The 15981-nt window shown below is 45.0% G+C and carries 12 protein-coding genes and 1 pseudogene; 7 read left to right on the top strand and 6 right to left on the bottom strand.

Annotation, left to right across the window (positions count from 1 at the left end; translation table 11 throughout):
• Positions 1-78: 78 nt before the first annotated feature.
• Complete coding sequence (locus ACSAZL_RS16465; RefSeq protein ID WP_440945683.1) at positions 79-1686, top strand: TCP-1/cpn60 chaperonin family protein; 1608 nt, start codon at positions 79-81, stop codon at positions 1684-1686.
• Positions 1687-2099: 413 nt separating this feature from the next.
• A pseudogene (gene mtaA, locus ACSAZL_RS16470) lies at positions 2100-3218 on the top strand (methylcobamide:CoM methyltransferase MtaA).
• A gap of 731 nt (positions 3219-3949) precedes the next feature.
• Here the strand turns inward: mtaA and ACSAZL_RS16475 are convergent.
• Complete coding sequence (locus tag ACSAZL_RS16475) at positions 3950-4471, bottom strand: GNAT family N-acetyltransferase (protein ID WP_440945684.1); 522 nt, start codon at positions 4469-4471, stop codon at positions 3950-3952.
• Between the two features lie 240 nt (positions 4472-4711).
• On the opposite strand from ACSAZL_RS16475, the gene ACSAZL_RS16480 reads away from it, so the two are divergent.
• The 5 genes from ACSAZL_RS16480 to ACSAZL_RS16500 all read left to right on the top strand — a co-directional run bounded on the left by ACSAZL_RS16480 (position 4712) and on the right by ACSAZL_RS16500 (position 9780).
• A complete protein-coding gene (locus tag ACSAZL_RS16480; RefSeq protein ID WP_440945685.1) occupies positions 4712-5635 on the top strand; it encodes an ABC transporter ATP-binding protein in 924 nt (307 codons plus the stop codon).
• Positions 5632-6408 (top strand): ABC transporter permease, encoded by a 777-nt coding sequence (locus tag ACSAZL_RS16485; RefSeq protein ID WP_440945686.1) that lies wholly within the window; start codon positions 5632-5634, stop codon positions 6406-6408. Before ACSAZL_RS16480 ends, ACSAZL_RS16485 begins: the two co-directional genes overlap by 4 nt.
• Positions 6409-6757: 349 nt before the next feature.
• On the top strand, positions 6758-7165 hold the full coding sequence (locus ACSAZL_RS16490) for a bacteriohemerythrin (RefSeq protein WP_440945687.1): 408 nt from the start codon (positions 6758-6760) through the stop codon (positions 7163-7165).
• Positions 7166-7573: 408 nt separating this feature from the next.
• Positions 7574-9265, top strand: a complete 1692-nt coding sequence (locus ACSAZL_RS16495; protein WP_440948882.1) for a methylamine methyltransferase corrinoid protein reductive activase — start codon at positions 7574-7576, stop codon at positions 9263-9265.
• 44 nt (positions 9266-9309) lie between these two features.
• Positions 9310-9780, top strand: coding sequence for a DUF6951 family protein (locus ACSAZL_RS16500; protein ID WP_440945688.1), 471 nt, complete (start codon positions 9310-9312; stop codon positions 9778-9780).
• A gap of 238 nt (positions 9781-10018) precedes the next feature.
• Here ACSAZL_RS16500 and ACSAZL_RS16505 read toward each other — a convergent pair whose 3' ends face one another.
• The 5 genes from ACSAZL_RS16505 to ACSAZL_RS16525 form a co-directional block, all read right to left on the bottom strand.
• A complete protein-coding gene (locus ACSAZL_RS16505) occupies positions 10019-11095 on the bottom strand; it encodes a uroporphyrinogen decarboxylase family protein (protein WP_440945689.1) in 1077 nt (358 codons plus the stop codon).
• A gap of 173 nt (positions 11096-11268) precedes the next feature.
• On the bottom strand, positions 11269-12033 hold the full coding sequence (locus ACSAZL_RS16510) for an ABC transporter permease (protein WP_440945690.1): 765 nt from the start codon (positions 12031-12033) through the stop codon (positions 11269-11271).
• Positions 12030-13022: an ATP-binding cassette domain-containing protein gene (locus tag ACSAZL_RS16515; RefSeq protein WP_440945691.1), complete on the bottom strand. Its 993-nt coding sequence runs from the start codon at positions 13020-13022 to the stop codon at positions 12030-12032. Before ACSAZL_RS16515 ends, ACSAZL_RS16510 begins: the two co-directional genes overlap by 4 nt.
• A 271-nt stretch (positions 13023-13293) precedes the next feature.
• Positions 13294-15015, bottom strand: coding sequence for a dipeptide ABC transporter ATP-binding protein (locus ACSAZL_RS16520; protein ID WP_440945692.1), 1722 nt, complete (start codon positions 15013-15015; stop codon positions 13294-13296).
• Between the two features lie 2 nt (positions 15016-15017).
• Positions 15018-15977, bottom strand: coding sequence for an ABC transporter permease (locus tag ACSAZL_RS16525; protein ID WP_440945693.1), 960 nt, complete (start codon positions 15975-15977; stop codon positions 15018-15020).
• Positions 15978-15981 lie beyond the last annotated feature (4 nt).

The following is a 15981-nucleotide window of genomic DNA, read 5'->3' on the forward strand; positions in this document are numbered from 1 at the left end:
GAATGGTTGAATATTAACCGGAAATAAAACTTCCGGCAGGCCAGAAACAGCAGGAATCGCAGCAAATGAGGAGAGGACATGGCAAGCGAACTGAAAACACCGGGCAGCACGAGCCCTGAAAGCCAGGACGGAATGGCAAAACTGGCGCGGACGATAAGGGACAAGATCCTGATCGACGAGCCGGTAAAAGAAGAGGAGCTGATCGACCAGCTTGAAAGGGCAGCAATAGAAATTGACGAGCTGCTGGGCTCATCCCTCGGACCGAAAGGGATGAACAAGATAATAGTAAACCCCGTGGGAGACATTTTCGTTACGAGCGACGGAAAAGTAATCCTGAAAGAAATGGATGTGCTTCACCCGGTAGTGACCTCCCTCAAAAAACTTGCGGAATCAATGGACAAAGCCTGCGGAGACGGCACGAAAACGGCAGTCATTTTTGCAAGCAACCTGATTAAAAACGCAGTCAGGCTAATCAGGGCAGGAGTGCACCCTACAATTGTTATCGAAGGGTACGAACTTGCCATGCAAAAAACGTATGAGATGCTGCAGTACAGCATAAGGCAGGCATCGGAAGAGGATATCCGCACAACCATAATGTGCTCGGCAACAGGGAAGGGGATTGAAAGGCAGCAGGCACAGGCCGTTACGGATATTGTCCTGAAGGTTATAAGCCACCTTTCAGAAAAACAGGCCGGAAGGCTTGACCTGAATAGGAACGTCAAGATCCTCAAGAAGAAAGGCGGACCGGAAATCGTTGCAGTAGAAGGCCTGATTATGGACGAAAACCCGGCAAGGAAGGATATGCCAGCCGAGTTCGAGAACCCTGCGGTCCTGATCATAAATTATGACCTCAAAATAAAAAGCGGATATTTGAACCCCCAGCACAACCTAAAAATGGATTCAGTGCAGACTGCGCTCCTTTTTGAGGAGAGGAAAAAGCAGATGTGCGGGGAAATTGCCCGGAAGATTATTGATTCGGGAGCAGATGTCCTCTTCTGTGAGGGAGATATCGACCCTTACATAGAAACCCTGCTCAGGGACGGTAATATTCTGGCTTTCAAGAAGCTGAAGATGAAAGACCTCGAAAAGCTTGCGGAAGCCACAGGTACGGCCCTGATGGCCAGGTCGGATGAGATTCACCCCTACGACCTCGGAAAGGCAGACAGTATAAAACTTGAAAAGAAAAACGGGGAAAATTTTGTTTTCATTACCGTGAAAAAGAAGGCAATAGCCACCATCCTGATCCGGGAACCTGTAAAATACGGGCTTGACAAGGTGGAAGAGGCTGTTGATGATGCCCTGAACAATGCGGCCTTCCTCGGGAAAAACAGGGAAATCGTAAACGGAGGAGGGGCAATTGAGTTTGAGCTTGCGCATATGGTCAGGCTATTTGCGGCAACGCAGACGGGAAAGAAACAGCTGGCAGTCCGGGCTTATGCCGAGGCCCTTGAAAAAATTCCAGTGATCCTTGCCAGAAATATGGGAATGAATGAGATCGATGCAATGGCGCAGCTGAGAAATTCGTATGCAAGAGGGGTGGAGGCAAGGATAGACCTCTCAAGAAAGATAACGGATAAGGGGCCAAAAGTCTACGACTCGGCAACGGTAAAGAAACTCGCAATTATTGCGGGCACGGAGACGGCAAGAAACGTACTCAGAATTGACGAGATAGTGCCGAAGAGGTAAAATTCGAAATACCTGCTCAAGGCTCGAAAATACATGTTTCTGCCCATTATACCGTCATGCATACATAATATATCCATACGTACGTCGTGCGACATCCCACATCATTTTGTCCTGTATCGATCCGGCCCTATCGGGGAAAGAGCCGGAGACTTTACTTTTGGATATCAGAGATGTCAACCTACCCCGGGTAAGAGCATCCTGTTAATCGCATCCCGTCCGTAAAAGAAAGTAAACAGTCTGAATATTGATCATTAAAATGCTGCATATGTGAATTAATTTATATAATGAGTTCACAGATATTTTAAATGAAAAATATAAAAGTGATGCTGTTAGTATTACTTCTCAGAAGAAAAAAGTTACAGGCCCTTCCGTAGCGCTTAATGTGATAAAAAGAACTCTAATGGCAGATTTTAATGGCAGATCCAGAATTAAGAGACCGTTTCCTGAACACGCTGCAAGGGAAAGCCGTGGATAAGGTCCCCGTTCTTTCAGTAACCCAGACCGGAACAGTCGAACTCATGAGAAAGAGCGGAGCGGCCTGGCCCGATGCTCATTTTAATGCGGAAAAAATGGCAGACCTTGCCCTTTCAGCCCATACCTTTGCAGGCCTTGAAGCCGTTCGCTATCCCTTCTGCCTCACGGTACTGTCCGAAGCTCTGGGCTGCAGGGTTAACCCGGGCAGATAGGACATTCAGCCTTCTCCAGGCTCTAACCCTTTTGCAAAGGAACCGGAAAAGCTGGAACTTCCCTCAGACTTTGCGGGACGGGGAAGAATTCCCCTTGTTGCAGAAGTAACCTCGATCCTGAGAGAAAAAGCAGGAGAAGAAGTTCCCCTCATAGCAGGCATGGAAGGCCCGGCATCCCTTGCTTCAAGATTGCTTGGGACTTACAATTTTCTTACGTGGATGATCAGAAGGCCCGAAACTTTAAGCCAATGCCTAAAAGTTACAGGAGCCGCCTGCTCGGCGTATGCGGAAATCCTCTCCGAAGCCGGAGCAGATGCTGTCTGCATTGTAGACGGAATAGCAGGCCCGGATATGCTTGACCCCAGACATCTGGACGCCCTCATAAGACCGGAATATGAAAGCTTCTGCAGGTCAGAAAAAGGCATAAAACTCATACATGTCTGCGGAAACTCGACCCCTATCCTTAGAACTCTTTCAGAATGCGGCTTCCAGGGGATCAGTATCGAAGAAAAAGTAACTGACCTGCAAGCTGCAAAAAAACTTGTCGGGCAAAAAACAAGCCTGATAGGAAACCTTTCCTCTTCGGGCGTCATGCTCAACGGAACCTGCGAGGAGATAAAACTGGAAGCGCAGAAGTGCCTGGAAGACGGTATTGATATACTCGCTCCCGGATGCGGGATTGCCCCGAAAACCCCGATAAAAAATATAAAGGCACTTGTTGAAGCGAGAGATGAATATTACCTGACTGGGAAAATCAGAGTTCTGACCCGCTCTAACTGCGCCACCCGAGTTTCGCTTCGGGAGCACGAGGTCCGTTTCGCTTCGCTCAAGCGGACTAAACCATAAATGAGAGCTAGCCCTTACAACCTTATTCGCTATACTGAAACCGTTCTTATCACGCTCGACGAAGGGGAGCGGCCTTTCCCACGAAAAAAGAAGAAATAAAGAACAAATAAGCCAAAATATTCAAACCTTGATCCGGGAGAATGGCAGACCTAACATTAAACTGCTTCCGGAGAATCTGGAAAATAGAAAACCATGGTGGATGTTTTGGCGATAATCCTGTTCAAACCGGCCATAAAAGGCTGGCAAATAGCTATCGCAGCTTTAATCTAACCCTTTTTTCAATCCGGATAGGTCCCTTGCAAGCAGGTACTACCCTCTTTTTCCAGCTTTCTCCGGCCCGAACCAGTTCATTTTCTTCGAATCCAGGCCTTTGCAAGCCCGAACATCTACCCTCTAAACTGCCCTCCAATCCTTAAAAGCCAGTCTAACTTCGGTATATAAACCCAACCCGGTCCACAAAATAGCTCAAACTAAAACCTTAAAAAACATCACACAATCAAAAAACAATATAGTTTTTCTGAGAATTTTTGAAAGAAAAAGACAAAAGCCAGGTAAAAATCGACTCGTGCAGATTTAACAAAATGATTTTTATTTTGCCGCTTTATTAAAGTGGATTGTTCACTTATTTGTTCCATCACATATAGGAATAGGCATTATTTGGCCGGTTAAATAAAATGAAACGTAAAAAACGTATTTGAAACGCATAGAAGAGTTAATAGGACAGTCCGATTTTACACAGGTTTTAATAAAAGTTCCCATCGCTCTTCTACCACACCTCTTTTCCAGGTATTATTTTCGGCTTGTTCCACAGGAATAAATCCAAAGCTACCGTATAAATGATGTGAAACCTTCAAACTCTGTATTGTCCATAAGAACACTCGACTGAACTTTTTTTGCTTACAGTAGTCGACTGCTCTGGTCATTAGCTGTCTGCCCAAACCTATTCCGCGAAATTCCGGCTCTATTAAAAACCACCTGAGCTGTGCCGTACTTTTGTCCGTACTGACAATTCCTATAGAGCCAACAATCTGGCCATTATACTCTGCTACCCAGATTTCCCCCGCAGGCCGGTGCTCAATATATTTTGCTAAGCTATCTAACACGTACTGCTCAAAAGTTCCGCCAAGCCCATATTCTTTTTCGTAAAGGACACAATGCCTATAAGCTATATACCCGGCATCACCAGGTTTTTGCGTGCGTATCGTAATGTCTTTGTCCTTCTGACTATCCATAATATTTCTTATTGCAACCATGCGATTAATAAATACCTCTGACCCAGGCAACCTTATCGCTGTTTTAATTTTTTTTATAGTTCTCAACGCAGGATAGTGGTCTTCAGAAAAAAGTAAAAAGAATAGTGTGGTAAGATAACGGTAAAAAATGATAAAAGAAAAGCTTGTTGAAGAGGGCGGCGAGCAAGTTTATAGTCAGACGACGGCATTTTTCTTAATTGAAACAATAGCAAAAGGGCTTTGCAGACCGAGGAAAAGTAAATGAATGAGGTGATTAAAACAGATAGATTATCAAAGGATTTTGGCAATTTACACGCTGTTAATTCTATTTCTCTGAGTGTGGGAAAAGGTGAAATATACGGTTTTCTCGGCTTGAACGGGGCTGGAAAGACAACGACGATCCGCATGCTGCTCGGGATGATAAAGCCCACATCAGGAACAGCCTACCTGAACGGCAAACTGGTAAATGCAGGGGAAACCGAATTATGGAAAAATGTCGGGTATTTAGTCGAATTGCCTTACTCCTATTCTGATCTGACTGTAAAGGAAAAACTTGAGATTATCCGCAGGTTAAGAGGCATAGATGATACGAATGCCATAAGTGCGGGAATGGGAAAGTTGCAGTTGAATAAATATGCGGACAGAAAGGCCGGAAAACTCTCCCAGGGAAACAGGCAGAGGTTAGGGATTGCTAAAGCACTGATTCACAACCCTGAGATTCTAATTCTTGACGAGCCCTCAAACGGCCTGGACCCGGCTGGTATTGTGGAAATAAGAGAATTACTCCTTGACCTTGCTTTAAATAAAGGAGTCACGGTTTTTATTTCCAGCCATATCTTAAGCGAAGTATCAAAGATAGCGTCAAGGATAGGGATAATTCACGAAGGCGTGCTTATACAGGAAATTGATGCAGACAGACTGGAACACTTGCGATTAAAAAAACTTGTCGTTAATACCGTAGATAATGAAAAGGCAAAAACAATACTTCTCGCCGGAGGTTATGATGCTGTTTTATCCCAGGATAGAAATCTGATTATAACGGATGAAAGGGCCATTAATCATCCTGAAAAAATAGCTGAAGTTCTTGTCCACTCGGGATGTCCGCCCGTGTTATTAATGGTCGAAGAAGAAGACCTTGAATCATATTTCCTGAGGAGTATACGTGAAAAAGTGAGCGTAAAATGAAAGGCATTGAAAGTGCGATATGGGCGGAGTTCCTGAAAATGAGGCGCTCTACTGCGTTCTGGGCAACATTTGCGGTTGTCTCCATAATGATTATGATGATGGGACTAATGATGTTCGTACTAAAAAACCCGGTCCTTGCAAAAGACCTTGGCCTGCTCAGTGTGAAAGCCCAGCTCTTCGGAGCAGCTGATTGGCCATCTTTTTTTACGATATTCAGCGAGAGCATGCCGGGTATGGAGATGGTCATATTCGGATTTGTTAGTAGCTGGGTTTTTGGGAGGGAATATTCCGATCATACCGCCAAAGACCTGCTTGCTTTACCGGTATCAAGGACATCCATAGTTATTTCAAAATTCATCGTGATTTTGATATGGTGCGTCATTTTATATTTATTCGCTTTCGCGCTAGCCATCATAGCCGGAAACGTGATACAGCTTTCGGGCTGGTCCTTCGGACATGTTTTTGACAGATTTATTGTCCTTTTCGAAGTTGCTTTTCTCGCAGTATTTTTAGATATGACTGTGGCGCTGATCGCAAGCTATACCCGCGGGTATCTGGCAGCTATTGGCTTTATAATTTTTGCCGTGGTGATTGTCAATTTCGCGTTGACCCTTGGTTATGGGCAATATTATCCATGGGCTATAGCAATGCTGTATGCCACAGAAGGAATGGAAGGACAGTTGAGCGCCACAAGCTGGATAATTGTTTTTATTACGGGCAGTATCGGGTTTTTCGGTACACTTGCATGGTGGCGCTACGCGGACCAGACATAAAGACATAAAATAAAAAATCTGGAAGATGTGAACAAAACAGAATACAGTAGTCATAGGGAAAGGATTTGTTTCCCTCTCTTCAAACTCTTTTTTGATCTTTGTTCTATTGTTATTTTATTCAAACCATTCGCCTCTAAATCTTTCTCTACTGACATTCTTTCTCTGCCTACATCAGGGCTGTCTTTTATATACCCCAGTATAGTTTCAAAATTTTTTTCATTTATGTTTCATTATTCTCTTTTCAAACTGGCAAATATAAACTGCAACAGTACTTGAAAATCAAAATCATAATTTTAAATCTTCGAAATCTATATTAATAAACAAGATAAAATATATAGAGGTGTTACATATGCCCATAATAAAATGGACAGATTCATTTAGCGTGAATATAGTAGAAATCGACGCCCAGCACAAAAAGCTCGTAGAGATGATAAACAGGCTATACGATGCAATGAAAGTAGGAAAAAGTAAAGATGTGATGGGAGAAATACTGGACAATCTGATATCATACACAGAAACCCACTTCAAGACAGAAGAAAAGTACTTCGATTTATATCGCTACCCTGAAAAAGAGACCCACAAAGCCGAACACGAAAAATTCACCGAAATAGTGACAAAATTCAAAAAAGACTTTGACTCAGGAAATGCAATAATATCAATAGAAGTCATGAACTTCCTGAAAGAATGGCTGACAAACCACATCAACGGGTCAGACAAGAGATACACAAAGTGCTTCAACGACCACGGCCTGAAATAGGCTCGGATCATTTTCCACTTGTCATCGGTGAAGTATTTACTTCCTTCTCGTCTTACTTTTTTTATCTCAAATACCAAAAGTAAAGGATTTCCGGGACTAAAATCTCTCCCTCCGATAGTGTCATAGCTTCTGTAAATCAATGCCCTTAAAAAATCAATGCCCCTTCAAAAATCAATGCCTTTACCGAAATCAAGACCCTTTACGATAAGCCGCGAATTATGTTATATACATTTAAGCCCAAAATTTAGATAAAAAGGATTGAATAACAGTGATGACGCTGCGCAGCCAATTTCACTGCCTGAAGTTAACCCTGTATACGGTATTCTGAGTATACGGTATCCTGATGTGGACAGGATAGAGGGTATTTTTTTCTTTATTTTCAACGATTGCTGCAAGTGGAGTATAAAAATGTACGGGATCGCACTTGATCTGGGTACCAGCGGCTTTCGAGCGCAGCTCATAGACCTGGATACAAAAAAAGTTGTAAGAACTGCCATGACAATGAGGCACCCCCTTCCAGGGGGCAATGTGATCGACCACCTGGACTTCGCACTGGAAGTCGGGGAAGATATTGCAAACAGCATCATACTGGATGCGGTTAGTAAGATTATCGGGACCTTGGGGGTAGACCCTGCCTGCATTAAGAAACTGGTTGTATGCGGAAACCCTATCCAGCTTTCGCTTTTCCAGAACTCGGAGATCAGGGACCTGGCCTTTGCCGGGAAAAATATGCAGAGAAGGCTTGGAGTCGAGAACGTGGACCGGAGTGCCAGGGTCTTTCCGGCATCCGAGCTTTTCAGGGGAGTGCTGGACCTTCCGAACTGCGAAATAACCGTGCCTCCGGCTATTGCCCATGAGATAGGAGCCGATGCCCTGGCGATGATGATAGAAACCGATTTCCTGAATCAGGAAGAGGTCTCCATTGTCACCGACTACGGGACGAATGCGGAAATGGCAATAAAAGCAGGAGACAGGATTATCACAGGCAGTGCGGCTGCAGGCCCGGCCATCGAGGGACAGGGTATCAGTTGCGGAATGATTGCAAGCCCGGGTGCGATTTCCGACGTGAACCTCGAAAGGAAATGTATGGAAGACTGTACTGAAAATGACCTCTGGCGGCTTACGGTTCTGGATGATAAGATGGAAGGAAGACCCGGAGCCCTTATCGACCCCGTCACCGGTGAGATTGTGGAGAGAGGGGAAATCGAGGCAGTGGGAATTACCGGGACCGGGGTAATCGCAGTTATTGCGCTTGCAATGGAAACGGGGCTTATGGAACAGCCTCCGAAACTGCCCGACGGAAGGCTGATCCTTGGCAACGGGATAGAGATTACAGACGAAGATATTGCCGAAGCAGGAAAAGCCATAGGAGCAATCCGGGCAGCCCAGCTCACTCTGCTGCTTGAAGCAGGAGTGCCTTTTGAGGAACTGGAAAACGTCTACATGTCAGGAGCTTCCGGGACATATGTGGACTGCAGAAAAGCCAGAAAAATAGGTTCCTGCCCGGATTTCTCAAAGAAGGCAGTTCAGTTCGGGAATACTTCTATCGCCCTTGCACGCGAACTTCTCCTTGACGAGTCCAGGCTCGAGAAGGTAACTGCCCTTGCAGGGACCATAAAAGCCGACCACCTGATGATGGCTACCAGCGAGACCTTCAAGAACATCTACACATGCGAGCTTTCCTACTGGACCGAAGGCATGAGCATGAAGCTGTACAAAAAGTTCTTTAAGATGTACAAATACCCTCCTCTCCCGGAACCGGTAGAAGATGCAGTGATGGAAAAGAGGGCCTCAAAGGATATAGAAGAAACAGGAAACGTACCCGTAGAGATCGTGGAAGACGTGGGAATTACCATAGAGGTGCCTGTGGAAGGCTGTATTCAGTGCAGCCGTTGTAATGAAGAGTGCCCGGAAAATGCCCTTGTGACCATCGAGAAAAACGGGAGTTTCTTTGCAAGCTGCAGAACTCAGGACTGCCTGGGGACCAGCTGCAGGCGCTGTGTCCGGGCCTGCCCGATAAAAGCGATAGACTTCAAGAATATCGCAATTCAAAACACAGGCGGGCTTCAGAAAGGCAGTATCACCGGCGGGGTCTACTGAGGGGAAAATCCCCGAAAACAGATCAATTGGCAGGGGCTTTGGAAATGATAAAAATAAGTATATCTTCCTGCATGTGCGGTTTTAGCCATAAGATAACGGGAAGGGTGAAAGGAAGCAGGATTATCATAAAAATCGATACCCCTTGCGAGAAGTTCCGAGAACTCACCTACCTTGACTTTCCCCTTCAGGAACTGCCCGAGAACCGGAGCGAGCTCACCCTTGAGCTGGAAAGACAAACGGACTGCTCCCTTGAATGCACCAGGGAATGCGCTCTTGATTGTACGCGAGGATGCCTGATTCCTAATGCAGTGCTCAACGCAGTCAGTATAGGAAAGAAACTTGCAAAAAAGAAGCTGGTAGAAGCAGAAATTACAGGATCAGAAATTACAGGATCAGAACTTGCAGAATCAGAACTCGCAGACATGGAACTCGCAGAATCAGAACTCGTAGACATGGAACTTGTAAAAATACCTTTTCTGGGAGTTACGACATATACCACATCAGAGTTCCAGTGACTGCTGCTCAGGGCTTAAAAACGGCCAGAAGGAGAGAAATTAAAAGGCGAAGGTGGGAACCGTTTATAGAGTCCCGATAGTCTTTTATTCCCTTTCTTCTTTAAGATTCGGGACATAGTGATTTTTTACTATTTAAGTCTCTTTTTGAATTTAAGATGTTTTAGAGTTATCTCTCCTGCTTTATCCTGCTTAAGGTATTTCAAGACTTCTCAAACATGCTGTTCAAGTTCTGTTTTCTTCATTCGTATCTACCGTATTTTTCTGCTGCATCTACCATTGCCATCACCTTTACAGGAGCGGCATTGACCGGAAACTCGCAACCGGGTGACAGAACATACCCGGAAGGAGAATTAATACCTTCTTCGATATTCCGCCTGCATATTTCCAGGAGTTCTTCATATGAATTCGTGAGGAAAAGCGGAGGATTGATATTGCCACAGATAACATCGTGGTCGCCAAAAGCTTTGATCTGATCCTTAATAGGCGTTTCCGGTCCGAAGAGCCAGAAATATTTACCTGACCAGTTCGTCTCTTCCCTTAACTTTGCATAGTATGGGAGGTTCAGGTTCTGATTAGCACATGGGTGCATAAGCACGGCATGTATGCCCAGTTCTTTTACACGAGTATGAACTTTTTTCATATACGGGTATGCAAACTCCTCAAACATCTGCGGGGAAATCATATTATTTGATTCGGACGGCCCTCCGTCAAAAGGAAGCAGGCTTTCGGACCCATACTTATCTGCAAAATAATCCAGAGCATTAACAAACATGTCACTTACTTTATCAAGTAAGAGATGAACAGCTTTCGGTTCCATAATGAGCCATGCCAGAAATTCAGATGTATCCGCAACAACCGAAGCTGCGGTAAAAATACTGCCTATTTGCACGGTAGCTGGCATCCCGAGCTCAAAACACCGGGTTGCGACTCTATCTGCAATTTTGTATGCGCCAGGTAATTCCCTGCCAAAATCCGGGACTTCAAGTTTGTCTATGTCTTCAATAGTTTCGACAGGATGTTTTTTTACAAAAGGTGCACCCTGCCCTTTTCCGTAAGGAAAACCTATCTCTCCTCCAAATTCCCACGCTCCGCACGAAGCATACCCGTACATCGGAGTTTGTTCATAACCGTGAAGCCGCATGGATGCAAACTGCGCCTCAAAACATTTGTCCCCATCCGCATAAAAATCTCCAAGAGATATGCCAGTAATTTGTGAAGCATACCCCTCTATAAACGGGATCACTGGCACACGATCAGGTTTTTGGCCGGATATAACAGCCGCCATACGTTCCGCTGATGTCATTCTGGATGCCATTGGAATTATTCCTCCACTATTTATTTTTTTTAAAAATATGTAACTTAGGACATAAATATATGCCGAAATAATAACAAGTCGAACAAAGAGATCGAAAAATCTCATATAGCCTGCGCAGGATTCACAGAGCAGGAAAGAAAATCCATATCCTTCCGTTTTGAAACAAAAACACGTTATATTGTCTCTGCCCTCCGGAAGAAATAACTACTGGCGCAGACCATCAGGACCGACAGTGATAAAAGAATGCAGACGTCCAGAACAATTGAGAATTCACAATAACCGATCAATACTCCCCGCAGAGCATCCACACCATATGTCAGCGGATCAAAGTAAGATAAAATTCTTATCGAGGCAGGCAAATTTGAGACCGGAAATAAAGCCCCGGATAAAAGAAAAAGTGGGAACGCAATAAAATTAATAACCGTGCTGAACCCGTGAAAATCCTTCAGTACGGAGGACAAAATCAAGCCTATGTTTATAAAGATCATCGATATAAGAACCATTATCACGAAAGAGGACAGAATCGCAGGAAGAAAAGGCAGTCTAAAACCAAGTAATACCGACATCATCATAATAATAAGGGCCTGAATGAGTGATGTGGTTGCACTTCCGGAGATCATCCCGAGGACAATAGAGACTCTGCTTGCAGGAGTTACCATAACCTCTTTTAAAAATCCGAACTGCTTGTCCATTATGACACTCATACCTGCATAGGCAGCCGTAAAAAGAAGGGTCATCCCGATAATACCCGGCACAAGATACTGAAAATATCCTATCGATTCGGGCAGGCCCGGGAATTCCACTTTTCTAAAGCCCATACCCTGAAAGATCAGCATAAAAGCTGGCATGCCAATCGCACCCGCTATCCTGGACCTTGCCCTGAAATACTTAATCATCTCACGCCGCCAGAGAACGTATACAACTCTTCCCTGAATCATCGGAGCATCCTCCTTCTCATCCGGTCCCTCCTGGCTGACTGCCTGCTGCCTTCCTGTTCCCGTATTATCGAACCTGTCAGGCGGAGGAAAACATCTTCAAGACTTGGTTTGCTGAAATTTATCGAACTGATCCCGATCCCCAGATTGCCGGCAGTCTGAAAAATAGAAGGAATATTTTTCCCATAATCCGATAGAATAACATCAAGCGTTTTTCCGTTAGGAACAATTTCCCTCACCCATTCCTTCTCACCAAGGGCAGCAGCAATGAGCTCAACCCTCCCCTCAACAGTCAGGCTAACACAATCCCCCCGAAGGCAGTTCTTCAGACCTGCCGGAGTATCGAGTGCAATTATCTTTCCATGATCAATTATCGCAATGCGGTCGCAGAGAAAATCAGCCTCTTCCATATAATGGGTAGTCAGAATGACACAGGTTCCGTAATTTCGGTTCAGCTTTCTGATATGCTCCCATATCGATCTCCTGGTCTGGGCATCAAGCCCGAGGGTAGGCTCGTCCAAAAACAAAACCTTCGGATAATGAAGGAGCCCCCTTGCAATTTCAAGCCGCCTCTTCATCCCTCCCGAATAATTTTCAACAAGGATATCGGCTTTATCAGCCAGCCCCACAACGTCAAGCACTTCCCGGATTCTTTTTTTCCGCTCATCCGAACCGATGTTGTACATCATGGCGTGAAATTCAAGATTTTCCCGCCCCGTAAGCCCTATATCAAGTGAAGGGTCCTGAAATATTATTCCTATATTATTCCGGATCTCATGAGGAGCCCTTCTAAGGTCATATCCTGCAATTTCAGCCTCACCGGCCGTAGGAAGAAGAAGAGTAGTCAGCATATTGATTATAGTCGTCTTTCCCGCGCCATTAGGCCCTAAAAGCCCGAAAAGCTCCCCGGGCTCAACCGAAAAAGAAACACTGTCTACAGCAGTAAATTCCCCGAACTTTTTTGTCAGCTCTTTAACTATTATTGCACTCATATTAACAAGACCTTCAAACCTGAACAGAACTTTCAAACCTGAACAAACATTCAAACCTGAACAGAACTTTCAAACCTGAACAGAACTTTCAAACCTGAACAGAACTTTCAAACCTGAACAAACCTTCAAACCTGAACAAAAATTAAACTGGGATTTTTGAACAATTATCAGAAATTCACTTATCAGAAATTCACTTATCAGAAACTCACCTTTCACTGACAAAAAATAAGCAGCGCAGATTTATGAATTGTAAAAACAAGGTCCATAATGCTTAATGAGTATGACAGCACAACCCTATTCTTGAACCCACAAGCCTTTTTGTATACTCATCGGAAGGTGAAAGCATTACATCGTGGGAATTACCCATTTCTATAATCTTTCCCGAATTCATAACGGCTATTCTGTCAGCAATTTTCAGGGTCAGGGAGAGATCATGTGAAATGTATATCATTGCAAACCCTCTCCTGTTCTGAAGACCCTTTAAAAGGCGCAATACATTTGCAGAGGTTGAAACGTCCAGAGCCGAAGTTATCTCATCGGCAATAAGGAGTTTTGGCTCCATAACCATTGCTCTGGCAAGTGCAACCCTCTGCCTCTGCCCGCCGCTCAGTTCCCCGCAATATTTACGCAGGAAATTATCAGTACATGGAAGACGAACAAGTTCAAGGGCATTTTTAACCATTTGCAGTCTATCCCCACCGGACCCTATCTTATTGATATCAAGAGGCTCTTTGACTGCATCAAGCACGGTAAACCTGCTGCTGGTCGAACTGAAAGGATCCTGAAATACAATTTGAATGCCATTGAACCTGTTTCCATAGTTTCCCCCACTGACATTCCCGTTCGTAAACAATACATCTCCGCATTCGGGCCTTATTACGTTTGCAAGGATATGTGCCAGGGTTGACTTACCCGAACCGGTCTGGCCTACAATTGCAAGAACCTCTCCTTCCCTCACTTCCAGACTGACATTATCAACTGCCTGAAGATATTCGCCATCCGGAAGACGATACCTGAAATTCAGGTTTTTTGCCTCCAGAAGATCTGCTATGCCGCCTCTATGGCATGCAATTTCCCGCCCGCCTCCTATGGGTACCAGGGCTGGGGAAGTTTTACTGCAAACGTCGATTTTTTGTGTGCATCTCGGGCTGAAAGGACAGCCCTTAAACCCGTCCCCCGCCGGGACATCCCCGGGAATTCCCCATAAATCTTTATAAACAAAAATATCCGGGGTCGAGTGGACAAGCCCCCTCGTATAAGGATGACGGGGAGATACGAGAATATCCCTTACGGGGCCGGTTTCCACAACCCTCCCCGAATACATAACAGCAATCCTGGACGCCACAGAAGACACAAAAGTGATATCATGAGAGATCATTAACATCGTATACCCGTTCTTTTTCTGAAGGTCGACCAGAAGGTCCCTGATCTCCTTTCGGGTAAATGCGTCAAGGGCGGAGGTAACTTCATCAAGGATCAGTAATTTGGGATCGCAGGAAAGGGCCATTGCCAGAAGAACCCTCTGTCTCATGCCCCCGGAGAGCTGGTGGGGATATGAATCCATCCATTTAGGGTCAAGGCCAACGGTTCGGAAGAGATCGGCACATTTACTCCTGGCTTTTTCAGGGCCGAGATCAAGATGCCTGACCATTGGTTCCGTTATCTGGATGCCTACTTTCATAACAGGGTTCATAACCTCCAGGCCGTTTTGAAAAACTATTGCGATATCCTTCCATCTGAGTTTATCCATCCCGGCTTCGGGCAGAGAAGAGATTAGCTCACCCCTGTACAGAATTTCCCCGGAAATTGCCGTATTTTCCGGCAAAAGCCCCATTATCCCGAGGGCAACAGTGGTCTTGCCACTACCTGATTCCCCGACAATGCCCAGAATTTCTCCTTCTTCGATTTCAAAAGAAATACCATCAACAGCCTTAACAGTATCAATGTCAGTCAGATAATGGCATTTAAGATCATTGATTTTAAGCAGACTCATAATCAGAACCCTTTTTTGATCTTTAATTTCGGATCAAGTATCCTTTCCATATCCCTGCTTATGAAAGCCAGACAGAGCAGGAGGAAAATGAGCATGAACAGCGGAGGCAAGAGCCACCATTGCCAGTAAGGCGTAAAATATATCGAACGAAAACCGGTTGCATGATTAAGCATCATCCCCCAGCTCTTGGAAGTGGGATCCCCAAGGCCCAGAAAGGCAAGGCCCGCTTCGGCTATGATTGCGTGGGAAGATATGCCGATGACAAGTACAAACAGAACAGGCAAAACTTCAGGAAATATATGCTTCCGGAGCAGGTAAAATGGCGTTGCTCCGTAATTCCTGGCAGCAATAATGTAGTTGTTCTTCTTTAATGCCAGAGTCTGGGAACGTGCAATACGTGCGGGTTTTGCCCAGCTGAAAAGCACGAGTACAAAGACTACGTTAAGGATACTCGGTCCGAGAAAAGCGGATATTACAATCAGAAGAGGAAAACTCGGAAGGGCCATTGTCACATCGATTACTCGCATCAGGCCCTGGTCAATGTGCCCTCCCATATATCCGGCCAGTATTCCGACAGCTCCTCCCCCAAACCCAGACGCAAGGGCTACTGCAAGTCCTATTGTAAGGCTCATTCTTGCCCCGTAACATATCTGTGACCAGATATCCATCCCAAGTTCATCGGTTCCGAGAATGTGTCCGGGACCCGGATGTTCAAGGGAATCCCCTGTGATCTTCTGAGGAGGATACATTGTAATCACAGGAGCAAAAACTGCCATTAGAATAATACAGAGAACGCCAAAGATCCCAATTTTACCTTCAGTACTGAACCTGGAGAACGGCTTGGCTATAGCCCTAAACTTGGAGAATGTCTTGGCCTTACTGCTGACAATTCTGTTAATATTCAAAGCCTGGATAAAAGAGAGTATTCCGGCATTTCCAGAGGCAGCAATATCCTTTATCATATCC

Origin of the sequence: Methanosarcina mangrovi, from assembly GCF_052057765.1 — an archaeon.
Lineage (GTDB): Archaea > Halobacteriota > Methanosarcinia > Methanosarcinales > Methanosarcinaceae > Methanosarcina.

What these genes read in the sequence shown, in the direction of transcription:
- ACSAZL_RS16505 (WP_440945689.1), bottom strand. Translation starts at nt 11,095, where the DNA reads ATGGCATCCAGAATGACATCAGCGGAACGTATGGCGGCTGTTATATCC.
- ACSAZL_RS16465 (WP_440945683.1), top strand. Translation starts at nt 79, where the DNA reads ATGGCAAGCGAACTGAAAACACCGGGCAGCACGAGCCCTGAAAGCCAG.
- ACSAZL_RS16485 (WP_440945686.1), top strand. Translation starts at nt 5,632, where the DNA reads ATGAAAGGCATTGAAAGTGCGATATGGGCGGAGTTCCTGAAAATGAGG.
- ACSAZL_RS16520 (WP_440945692.1), bottom strand. Translation starts at nt 15,015, where the DNA reads ATGAGTCTGCTTAAAATCAATGATCTTAAATGCCATTATCTGACTGAC.
- ACSAZL_RS16490 (WP_440945687.1), top strand. Translation starts at nt 6,758, where the DNA reads ATGCCCATAATAAAATGGACAGATTCATTTAGCGTGAATATAGTAGAA.
- ACSAZL_RS16525 (WP_440945693.1), bottom strand. Translation starts at nt 15,977, where the DNA reads ATGATAAAGGATATTGCTGCCTCTGGAAATGCCGGAATACTCTCTTTT.
- ACSAZL_RS16510 (WP_440945690.1), bottom strand. Translation starts at nt 12,033, where the DNA reads ATGATTCAGGGAAGAGTTGTATACGTTCTCTGGCGGCGTGAGATGATT.
- ACSAZL_RS16500 (WP_440945688.1), top strand. Translation starts at nt 9,310, where the DNA reads ATGATAAAAATAAGTATATCTTCCTGCATGTGCGGTTTTAGCCATAAG.
- ACSAZL_RS16475 (WP_440945684.1), bottom strand. Translation starts at nt 4,471, where the DNA reads ATGGTTGCAATAAGAAATATTATGGATAGTCAGAAGGACAAAGACATT.
- ACSAZL_RS16480 (WP_440945685.1), top strand. Translation starts at nt 4,712, where the DNA reads ATGAATGAGGTGATTAAAACAGATAGATTATCAAAGGATTTTGGCAAT.
- ACSAZL_RS16495 (WP_440948882.1), top strand. Translation starts at nt 7,574, where the DNA reads ATGTACGGGATCGCACTTGATCTGGGTACCAGCGGCTTTCGAGCGCAG.
- ACSAZL_RS16515 (WP_440945691.1), bottom strand. Translation starts at nt 13,022, where the DNA reads ATGAGTGCAATAATAGTTAAAGAGCTGACAAAAAAGTTCGGGGAATTT.